Origin of the sequence: Frigoribacterium sp. CFBP 8766 (assembly GCF_014841435.1) — a bacterium.
Classification (GTDB): Bacteria; Actinomycetota; Actinomycetes; order Actinomycetales; family Microbacteriaceae; genus Frigoribacterium.
The window spans coordinates 1,208,831-1,218,901 of record NZ_JACYTX010000002.1 but is presented as its reverse complement, the minus strand read 5'-3'; the positions used below and the strand labels follow the sequence as shown (position 1 = coordinate 1,218,901).

The following is a 10,071-nucleotide window of genomic DNA, read 5'->3' as shown; positions in this document are numbered from 1 at the left end:
CCGCCGCCGGCGAAGCGGTCGTGCTGGTCGCGACGGTCGGAGTGGTCGGGGTGGTCGGGGTTCATGTGGTGGTGTGCGTTGCCCATGGGGAACGTCCTCTCGATCTCAAGTCTGTGTCGCGGTGCTGGTCGCGATGTGTCAAAGATATGTCGCCGAATATCGCTTGTCAAGGGTCGACAAAGAAGAAGGAGGCGCACCCCGGTGGGGGTGCGCCTCCTCGGCACTGCTCTCGGCCAGTCGGCCGGTCCCGGCTAGCTGGCCGGTGCGACGCCGAAGGCCGTGGCGAGCTTCTCGATCTTCTGTGCGCGGCCGAGGCGCGGCAGGTCGCTGCCGTCGCGGATGACGCGGCCGCGGCCCTCGAAGTCGGCCAGGAAGTCCTGGGCCCAGGCGACGTCGGACGGCGTGGGGCTGATGACCTCGTTGATGACGGGCAGCTGCTCGACGTCGAGGCAGAGCTTGCCCGTCAGGCCGAGTGCGACGGCGACGCCCGCCTGCTCACGGAGCACGGGGTGGCTGCTGCCGACGGTGGGGCCGTCGATCGGGCCGGGCAGGCCTCCGATGCGGCTCGCGACGACCAGGCGGGAGCGGGGGTAGGCCATGGCGAGGTCGTCGGCGCTGGTGCCCGTGTCGCGGCGGTAGTCGCCGCTGCCGAAGGCCAGGCGGAACGCGCCGCGCGCCTTGGCGATCGAGGGGCTCTCCTCGATGCCCAGCGCGGACTCGACCAGCGCGAGGACCCGCACTGCGCCTCCCAGTCGGTCGAACGTCTCGGTGACGTGCTCGGGCGCCTCGGTCTTGGCGAGCATGACGCCCTGGAGGCCCGGCAGGCCGAGGAGGGCGTCGACGTCGTCCGACCAGAAGTCGGTCGAGCGGTCGTTGATCCTGACCCAGGCGCTTCCGCCGGCCGTGAGCCAGGCGACCACGTCGTCGCGGGCGGCGGGCTTGCGGGCCGGGTCGACGGCGTCCTCGATGTCGAGCACGATCTGGTCGGCGCGGGAGCGCGCGGCCTGGTCGAAGCGCTCGGGGGCCGTGCCGGGCACGAGCAGCCACGAGCGGGCGATGTCGGCCGGCGGCTTCGAGCGGCCGGTCGCGGTCGAGCCCGTCGTGGTCGACCCCGTGGCGGCGGAGCCGGACGGGGCGGCGTCGGGGGCGCCGGCGGTGGTGGCTGTGTCGGTCATGGGACGTCCTCGTCTGTCTCGTCGTCGCGTCTCGCCGGGTCCGCTCGTCGCGGGCGGCGTGCCCCACCACGCTACCGGGCCGCCCGGAGCCCGCGGGCGACGGCGCGCAGCGACGCGCGGCCACGGGTCTCCGCTCGGCAGGCGAGGGGTCCAGCCCTGACGCGGCTGTCGGGCGTACCGTTCAGGAAGACCACAGGCGACACCCGGGGTCACGGAGCACCGGCGACGTGCCCCCGGGGCGTCGTGAGGCCACGATCACGAGGAGCTGCCATGACCGACGCGAACACCCCGAGAGACCGCGCCGACGAGGGCGACGCCCGCGACCGCGCCCCGCGCGAGCCCGCCCGCGACCCGCTCGACGACGCACCGCTGACCCGCGACGACCACGACCCGGACGCCGACGCCGGCGATCGCCGTGCCGCCGACGGCCCCGCGGTCGACTTCGTCGCCCCTGCCGCCGACCGGCCCGCCGTCGACTTCGGCGCACCGTCCGACGGGCCCGCCGAGCCCGCCGTCGCACCCGAGGACCGCGTCGAGGACTCAGGTGCAGGCGACCGCTACGACGCCGCCGACCGTCGTGTCGACGACACGTCGACCACGTCTCCTGACTCGTCGACGGGCCCGGCCGCGCCGCCCGCCGTCGCGTTCGGCGACGCCCCCGCCGACCGGACGAGCGACACGGGCTCCGCCGACGTCGACCGTTCAGGCGACGACGACGTGCGTGGCGGCACCGGCGCGTCCGCCGCACCGGCCGCGACGACGACGCCTGAGTCCTCGACCGGCGACGAGCGCCTGCCGGGCTCCGACGAGCGTGCGTCGTCCGACCACGCCGACACCGAGGTCCTCCACGACCGCGTCGAGCCCGCGCCCCGCGACGACGCCGACCTGCGAGACGACGACCGCGCCGACCGTCGTGACGACGTCGACCGTCAGAGGGACGCCGACCGCGCGAACGACCCCGACCGTGCGGACGACGCCCACCGGGCGGACGACGCCGACCGTCGTGACGACGAGGCCCGGGTCGTCCCGCCCGTCGTCGCCCCGACGCCCCCGGCGTCGCGCGCCTGGTCCGCCTCGCCCCAGGACGACTCCGGCCGTCCCCTGCACGACGACGACGCCCTCCGCGCCGCCGAGGCCCACCGTGCCCCCGGCGACGACGGCTCGCGGGTCGACGGCGACGCCGAGAACGACGGCGACCGACGCGACGACTCGCCGACCGTGGTCGCCCCGGTGGCGGCACCCGGCCGCGGCGACGACGCCCCCACCTCCTCCTGGCGCACGGACGACGGCCGTGTGGCCGGTCGTCCGGGAGGCGCCGGTCCGGCCACCGGGTCGCAGGCGTACCCGCTCGTGGCCGAGACCGCGGACCCCGTCGCCCTGCGCCGTGAGCTGCTCACGGAGCAGAAGCAGGAGTTCTCCGGCATCCGCTTCGGCGCCGGCCTCCTCGGCTGGTTGGCCGCGACGGGCTTCGGCGTCTCCGTGTTCGTCGTCTTCGCCGCGATCGCCTCCGCCGTCGTCGCCGCGTCGTCCGGCTCGAGCTCGGGGGGCTTCCGCGGCTACCTGGGCGAGAACGCCGAGGTCCTCTCGATCACGACCGGGATCGTCGTCCTGGTGATCGTCTTCGCCGGGTACTTCGTCGGCGGGTTCACGGCCTCGCGGGTCGCCCGGTTCTCCGGCTTCAAGCAGGGCCTGGCCACCTGGCTGTGGGGACTCGTGATCACGATCGTCGTCGGGGTGGTCGGCGCCGTCGTCGGCGTCCAGGCCGGCGACCAGTCCGCGCCGAACCCGATGATCCCCTCCCTGGACGACATGTCGTCGACCTCGGTCGAGTCCTTCGTGTTCCTGGGCCTCCTCGTGGTGCTGAGCTTCGCCGGGGCCGTCCTCGGCGGCCTCCTCGGACAGCGCTGGCACCGCAAGGTCGACCGCTTCGTGCCCGACCACCAGGTCTGATCCCCTCGGGCCCCGACGGCGGCAGGTCGCCGTCGGGGCCCCGCCGTGAGCGGGTCCGGCAATCCGACAGGGCCCCCGGGCCGAACCACCGACGCACCGACGCACCGAACCACCGACGCACCGAACCACCGACACCGGCCCGCGACGCCGCGCAGCAGCGACGACACGGGCAGCGACACGCAAAGGACCCTCATGCACCTCCTCGACCGTTCCTCCCTCGTCCGCAGCACCCTCGCCGTCGTCGCCGCGGGCACCCTCGTGCTCGGCCTCGCGGCCTGCTCGTCCACCTCCGACTCGGAGAGCAACAACACCGCGCCGACGCACCCCGTCAACGCGACCGAGCCCGCCGAGGAGTCGACGGAGGAGCCCCTGGCGACGATCCCCGCGCTCACGGGCGGCGTGGACACCCAGGTCGCCGTCGACGCCTCCTTCGTCGACGCGCTCGGCACCCTCGGCCTCACCCCCGGGGTCGTCGGCGACGCGACGTTCACCGACGGCACGTTCTCGTTCCCCATCACGGGCGGCAACGTGACCTACTACGACCCCGAGGGCGACGTGCGTCCCTACGTGCAGGGCAACATCGACCACGACGACTCGGGCCTGTCGCTGACCGCCGCCGACGGCACGGTCGTCGAGCTGAGCGACTTCCGCATCGACCCGGGCAAGAGCAAGCTCTACGGCACCGTCACCGCGAACGGGACGATCGCGGCGCAGGACGCCTACCTCTTCACCCTCTGGGGCGGCACGCTCGAGCCCCTGAAGACCGAGGGGACGAACGCCGTGCTCGAGGGCACGACCGTGCACGTCAGCCCCGACGCCGCCGCCCTGCTGAACGCCACGTTCGACACCGACGCGGTCCAGGACCAGATGCTCGTCGGCGTCGCGAAGATCACCGTCGCCACCCAGTAGCCCGCCGGGTGCAGCGCGTCGGCGCTCGTCAGCGTCGCCCCAGGAGCCCCGTCTCGCATCTGCGGGACGGGGCTCCGGCGTTCCCCGGCGCGCACCTCCTTCGCGCCCCTTCGGCGCGCTGCGGCTCGCGGCGTTCAGGAGATCGTCGATCGACCTTCCTGGATCGTGCACGGATCAGGAATCATGGCACCGCCGTTGCGCGGATCAGGACCGATCTTCCTGAATGAGGGAGACGAGACGCGCGGGGGCGGGCAGGTGTCTTTCGCGGTGCAGCAAGTGAAAGTTCGGGTCCCCGAAACCTGTGTAAGGTCGAGGCATGGCGACGACACGACCCCCCGGCCCCGCCGTGCAGGAGGCGTCCGACCGTCGACCGGCACGGCGCCCGCACCCCAGGCCGCGCGGCACCCTGCTCGGCCCGGCGTTCGTCGCCGCGATCGCGTACGTCGACCCGGGCAACGTCGCGGCGAACCTGACCGCCGGCGCGCAGTTCCAGTACCTCCTGCTGTGGGTGCTCGTCGCCGCGAACGCGATCGCGGTGCTCGTCCAGTACCTGTCGGCCAAGCTCGGCGTGGTCACGGGGCAGTCGCTGCCCGAGGTGATGGGCCGCCGGCTCCCTCGCCCCGCCCGGCTGGCGTACTGGGGACAGGCCGAGGTCGTCGCGGCGGCCACCGACGTCGCCGAGATCATCGGCGGTGCACTGGCGCTGCAGCTGCTCTTCGGCGTCCCCCTCGTCGTCGGCGGCCTGATCACGGGCGTCGTGTCGCTGGGGCTGCTGATGCTGACGCAGTACCGCGGGGGCCACGTGTTCCAGTCGGTCATCATCGGGATGCTGGCGATCCTCACCGTCGGGTTCTGCGCCGGCCTGTTCTTCTCGCCTCCGTCGGGCCCCGGCATGCTCGAGGGGCTCGTGCCGCGCTTCGAGGGGGCGCAGTCGGTGCTGCTGGCCGCCTCCATGCTGGGGGCGACCGTGATGCCGCACGCCGTCTACCTGCACTCCGCCCTCGTCCGTGACCACCACGGCACCGTCACCGAGGGCGACGACCGTCGTCGGGTGCTGCGGGCCACGCGGTGGGACGTCGTGCTGGCGCTCGTCGTCGCCGGCGGGGTCAACATCTCGATGCTCGTGCTGGCCGCCTCGACGCTGCCCGGCCGGACCGGCACCGACACCATCCCGGGCGCCCACGACGCCATCCGCGACGCCCTCGGGCCGGTCGTGGGCGTGCTCTTCGCGGTGGGGCTGCTCGCGTCGGGACTCGCCTCGACCTCGATCGGCTCCATGGCCGGCGCGGAGATCATGCACGGGCTGCTGAAGGTGCGGGTGCCCCTGTTCGTGCGCCGCGTCGTCACGCTCGTTCCTGCCCTGGTGCTGCTCGCGACGGGCGTCAGCCCGACCTGGCTGCTGGTGCTGAGCCAGGTGGTGCTGAGCTTCGGGATCGCGTTCGCCCTCGTCCCGCTCGTCGTGGTGACGAGCGACGCGCGCCTGATGGGCACGGGGCGGAACGCGACCGGCACGCGCGTCGCCGCGTGGGCGGCGATCGCGGTGGTCATCGCGCTGAACGTCGCGCTGATCGTCCTGACGGCGACGGGCGGGGGCTAGGGGCCGCGAGCCTGGGAGCAGCGAGCCTAGGAGGCGGTCGTCCGGCCGTCCCGCTCGGTGCGGCCAGTGCGGCTGCCGTCGTCGGCGTCCTCGTCGTCGGCCCGCGCCTCCTGGTCCGACTGCGCCTCCTCTGACTGCTCGTCGGCTCGGCGTCGCTCGGCGCGGTCGTGGGCGGCGAGCATCGCCTCGGCGTGCTCGGACTTGGCCTCGCCGATGGCGGCGTCGTCGCCGCGGGCGATGGCGACGCCTTCGCGGACGGTGGCCAGCACCGCCTGCGCTGCCTCCTGCGGGGTGAAGTCGAACTCGCCCCGCTCGGTGCCGTCGCCGGCGTCCGCGTAGTGCTGCAGCTCGCCGCCCTCGCCTGGCCGTGGGGGCTGCTCGGCGTGCTCGACGCAGAGCCGCGCCACCTCCTCCGCATGGGCGTGCATGACGGAGTGGGCCGCGCCGGGCATCTCCCAGAGCCGCGACGACGGCACGAGCCGCCCGACCTGCTCGACCCAGCTGCGCGGTGCGACCGCGTCGTGCTCGCCACGGATGACGAGCGTGTGGGCGCGTACCTTCGGCAGCTGCTGCTCGATCGGGTAGGTCATCATCTTCGGCAGGACCTGTGAGAACCAGTGCACGCCGCAGACGAGGTAGGCCCGCAGCGCGAGCACCTTGACCCGGCCGGGCTCGTGCCAGGCGGCCTGCAGGAAGCGCCGTGCCGCGACGGTCACGCGTCGCTCGGCGGGGTTCACGACGGGGCCGATCAGCACGAGCGTCGACAGCTCGGGGCGCCGGGCCGCGAGGTCGGTGACGATCTGGGTGCCCATCGAGTGGCCGACGACGATGGGCTCCTTGAGCCCGAGGTCGTCGATGGCGGCGCCCACGAGGTCGGCGAACTGGCGGATCGTCAGAGCCTTGCGGGGATGCGTCACGCCCGCGAAGCCCGGCAGGTCGAGGGCGTGCACGGGACCGAACGAGTTCAGGTTCGGGGCCAGTCGCTCGAAGTAGTCGGACGAGACCCCGATGCCGGGGACGAGCACGAACGGGCGCTCGCCGGTCGTGCCGATGGTGCTCACGCGCACCCAGAGGTCGCCGCGCTCGACCCGGCTGACGCGCACGCGGGTGCTGGACTCGTCGCGGCCTCGCCTGCGCGAGCCGGTGCGTGTGACGGCCATGCGCCTCCTCGTCGGTGTCCGCCCCGCAGTGCTGCCGGGGCAGGAGGTGCGGGACGGTGGGCGACCAGTCTCGCACCCCGGCGGGGGCGGGGGCTCAGCGGCGCAGGACCGGGTCGAGCGCGCGGAGGTTGCGGCGCAGCAGGAGACGCAGCGCGAGCCCGGACGCCGGGCCGGCCAGGCGCATCCACCAGGCTCCCGGCCGCCAGACGACGCGGATGTCGAGGGTGACGCGGCCGTCGGGGTGGTGCGTGACGAGGTAGCTCTCCCAGCCGCGCTGCGGGTGGCCGACCAGGGCCGCGTGGAGGAACCCCGTCGAGCGGGGGAGCACCGGCGCGCCGCCGAGCCGCGCTGGTCCTGGTGCGTCGGCGGGTCCTTCCGCGGTCTCGCCGACGCGCTCGTCGTCGAGCACCCGGACGACCTTGCAGGCGACCCGCGGTCGAAGCGGCCCGAACGGGATCGCCCACGAGCTGACCGCGCCGACCTGCACCCGGTCGGGCACCTGCAGAGCCATGAAGCCGGAGCCCCGGTGCACCTGCCAGCCGAGGACGGCGTCCCCGGCGATCCGCGCGTCGTCCGCCCCGTGGCCGACGAGTCGCGAGACGGCCGTCACGTGGAAGCCCTCCGGGACGGGGCCCGACAGCGTGGGCTCGCCCTCGAAGGCCCACGCGTCGACGAACCCGGGCGGGACGCTCTGTGACGACATGGGTCGAGCCTGGCACGTCCGCCGGCGCCGCTCGGGCAGGATCGGCGGATGACGACGAGCGCGCCCGGGTTCCTGTTGCTGCACGGCTGGCAGAACAGGCGCCCGGCCGACCACTGGCAGCACCTCCTCGCCGACGAGCTGCGGGGGCGTGGACTCGCCGTGCGCTACCCGCAGCTGCCCTCGCCGGACGAGCCCGACCTCGCAGAGTGGGAGGGGGCGGTCCGGTCGGAGCACGCCGCTCTCGGCCCCGGCCCGGTGACGGTCGTCTGCCACAGCCTCTCGACCCTGCTCTGGCTGCGGATCCAGGCCGGCGCCCGCCCGCTCGCGGCCGACCGGGTCGCGCTCGTGTCGCCGCCGTCGCCCGAGCTCATCGCCGGGCAGGACGCCGTGCACGCGTTCGTCGACGGCGGCGCGGCCGGCGGTGAGGCCAGCGGTGAGGCCGGTGGTGAGGCCACCGGGGCAGAGTCGCGGGACACGCTGCTGTTCGACGGCCGTCTCCTGGGCGCGGGGGGCATCGGCGACTCGGTCGTCGTGGCCGGCGACGACGACCCGTGGCTCCCGCTCGGCCTCGGCGACACGTGGCGCGGCCGCCTCGACGCCCGCCAAGTCGTGGTGCGCGGCGGCGGGCACCTCACCCCCGACTCCGGCTTCGGTGCGTGGCCGGCGATGACCGCCTGGGCCCTCGGCCAGCGAGGCGAGGTCGCGCTCGGCTGAGGTGCAGGGCGGCCGCCGGCCGCGTGGGCAGTGCGGGCGGCCGCGCTCGGCCGGGTGCCGGGGCAGGCGGCCGCGTGGGCGGGGCAGGCGGGTTCGTCCTGCACGGGCGCACGTGACGGACCGCTGACGACGGACCCGCCCGCCCCGCGGGCACGAGCCCCTAGGAGGCGGGGGCCAGGAACGCGGCGGCGGCAGCCGACAGGGAGGCCGGGTCGTCGACGCCGCAGAGCTCGCGCGCCGAGTGCATGCCGAGCAGGGGGACGCCGACGTCGATCGTGCGGATGCCGAGGCGGGTCGCCGTGATCGGCCCGATGGTCGAGCCGCACGGCACGCTGTTGCTCGAGACGAACTCCTGGAACGGCACGCCGGCCTGCTCGCACGCCCGCACCCACTCGGCCGCGCCGAGACCGTCGGTGGCGTAGCGCTGGTTCGCGTTGATCTTGAGCAGCGGCCCGCCGTTGACGACGGGCAGGTTCGCGGGGTCATGCCGCTCGGGGTAGTTCGGGTGGACGGCGTGCCCGGCGTCGGCGCTGAGGCACCACGAGGCCGCGAGCGCGCGCCGGTGGTCGGTCGCGTCGGCGCCGAGGCCCGCCGAGACGCGGGCGAGGACGTCCTCGAGGAACGGCCCGGCGGCCCCGGAGGGAGTGGCCGACCCGACTTCCTCGTGGTCGAACGCGGCGAACACGGCGACGTGGTCGAGCTCGGCGTCGGCCGTCGCGATCAGGGCCGCCAGCCCCGCGTGGGTCGACGAGAGGTTGTCCATCCGCCCGGCCGCGAAGAGCTCGCCCGAGAGGCCGAGCACGGCGGGGGCGGCGGTGTCGGCGACGACCACGTCGTAGCCGACCACGTCCGAGCCCGAGAGGCCGGCGAGGCCCGCGAGGTGGCCGAGCACGTCGGCCTGGTCGAGCGGACCGGCGCCGACCACCGGGGCGAGGTGACGCTGGGGGTCGAGCTTGAGCCCCTCGGCGTTGACGCCCCGGTCGAGGTGCACCGCGAGCTGGGGGATGCGGAGGAGCGGCCCGGTCCGCACGAGGGGGGTCTCGCCCGAGCGGGTCACGAGCCGCCCGGCGAACTCGAGGTCGCGGTCGAGCCAGGAGTTGAACAGCGGGCCGCCGTAGACCTCGACGCCCGCCTGCACCCAGCCCCGCGTGCCCGTCGTGGGCTTCGGCTTGAGCTTGAAGCCGGGGGAGTCGGTGTGCGCGCCCACGACCCGGAACGGAGTGGTCGACGAGGCGCCGCCCGGCTCGACCCACGCGATCACGGCGCCGTCACGGACGACGTAGCGCCGTCCGGGGCCGGTCGGCCACTCGGCCGTCTCGTCCAGGGCCGTGAAGCCGGCCGCGTCGAGCCGACGAGCGGCCTCGGCCGCGGCGTGGAAGGAGGAGGGGGACGCCTGGATGAAGGAGGCGAAGTCGTCGAGGTGCGCGCGCGAGGAAGTCATCCCCACCAGCTTGCACCATGCCGGCGACGGGGCGGCGTCGTCAGCGCCCGCCGCTGCCCGTGACCTGGGCGCCGGGCTCGGCCCCGCTCTCGCCACGGCCGTCCTCGTCGTCGGCGGTCAGCCCGTCCGTCCGGTTCCCGGAGACACCCGCGGGGTCCACGGCGACGTAGCCGTCCTCGCCCGACAGCGGGCCGCCGAGGCGCTCGGTGACGTCGCCCTCGGGAGTCGCGTCCCCGCTCCCGGCGGGGCGGCCCTGGGTGTCGGTGGCCCCGTCGGCCGGGTGCCCGGCGGAGGTCGTGACGGCGTCGTCGTGGGAGGCGAGCGCGGCCTCCTCGAGGCGCTCGTCGAGGGCGCTTCCCTCGGTGGCGTGGCTCTCGGTCACGTCGTCGTGGGGCTCGTGGTCGTGGCTGGTGCTCATGGGG

The 10,071-nt window shown here is 74.8% G+C and carries 9 protein-coding genes; 4 read left to right on the top strand and 5 right to left on the bottom strand.

Annotated features, from left to right (window positions below; all coding sequences use genetic code 11):
- Positions 1 to 251 precede the first annotated feature (251 nt).
- On the bottom strand, positions 252 to 1,175 hold the full coding sequence (locus IFT90_RS11470) for a CoA ester lyase (protein WP_192042230.1): 924 nt from the start codon (positions 1,173 to 1,175) through the stop codon (positions 252 to 254).
- Between the two features lie 270 nt (positions 1,176 to 1,445).
- Between IFT90_RS11470 and IFT90_RS11465 the strand changes: the two genes are divergently transcribed.
- The 3 genes from IFT90_RS11465 to IFT90_RS11455 all read left to right on the top strand — a co-directional run bounded on the left by IFT90_RS11465 (position 1,446) and on the right by IFT90_RS11455 (position 5,631).
- Positions 1,446 to 3,125, top strand: coding sequence for a hypothetical protein (locus IFT90_RS11465; RefSeq protein WP_192042229.1), 1,680 nt, complete (start codon positions 1,446 to 1,448; stop codon positions 3,123 to 3,125).
- A gap of 192 nt (positions 3,126 to 3,317) precedes the next feature.
- Positions 3,318 to 4,034 carry a hypothetical protein gene (locus IFT90_RS11460; protein ID WP_192042228.1) on the top strand — a complete coding sequence of 239 codons (717 nt, stop codon included), beginning with the start codon at positions 3,318 to 3,320 and terminating at the stop codon, positions 4,032 to 4,034.
- Between the two features lie 316 nt (positions 4,035 to 4,350).
- Positions 4,351 to 5,631, top strand: a complete 1,281-nt coding sequence (locus tag IFT90_RS11455) for an Nramp family divalent metal transporter (protein WP_192042227.1) — start codon at positions 4,351 to 4,353, stop codon at positions 5,629 to 5,631.
- A 26-nt stretch (positions 5,632 to 5,657) separates the two neighbouring features.
- Here the strand turns inward: IFT90_RS11455 and IFT90_RS11450 are convergent, their stop codons facing one another.
- Positions 5,658 to 6,791: an alpha/beta fold hydrolase gene (locus IFT90_RS11450; RefSeq protein ID WP_192042226.1), complete on the bottom strand. Its 1,134-nt coding sequence runs from the start codon at positions 6,789 to 6,791 to the stop codon at positions 5,658 to 5,660.
- Between the two features lie 94 nt (positions 6,792 to 6,885).
- Positions 6,886 to 7,494: a DUF1990 family protein gene (locus tag IFT90_RS11445; protein WP_192042225.1), complete on the bottom strand. Its 609-nt coding sequence runs from the start codon at positions 7,492 to 7,494 to the stop codon at positions 6,886 to 6,888.
- A gap of 48 nt (positions 7,495 to 7,542) precedes the next feature.
- On the opposite strand from IFT90_RS11445, the gene IFT90_RS11440 reads away from it, so the two are divergent.
- A complete protein-coding gene (locus tag IFT90_RS11440; protein ID WP_192042224.1) occupies positions 7,543 to 8,208 on the top strand; it encodes an alpha/beta hydrolase in 666 nt (221 codons plus the stop codon).
- A 160-nt stretch (positions 8,209 to 8,368) separates the two neighbouring features.
- Here IFT90_RS11440 and IFT90_RS11435 read toward each other — a convergent pair whose 3' ends face one another.
- The gene (locus IFT90_RS11435; RefSeq protein WP_192042223.1) at positions 8,369 to 9,649 is read right to left on the bottom strand and encodes a M18 family aminopeptidase; all 1,281 of its coding nucleotides are present in this window, start codon (positions 9,647 to 9,649) and stop codon (positions 8,369 to 8,371) included.
- A gap of 40 nt (positions 9,650 to 9,689) precedes the next feature.
- Complete coding sequence (locus IFT90_RS11430; RefSeq protein WP_192042222.1) at positions 9,690 to 10,067, bottom strand: hypothetical protein; 378 nt, start codon at positions 10,065 to 10,067, stop codon at positions 9,690 to 9,692.
- Between the last annotated feature and the right edge of the window lie 4 nt (positions 10,068 to 10,071).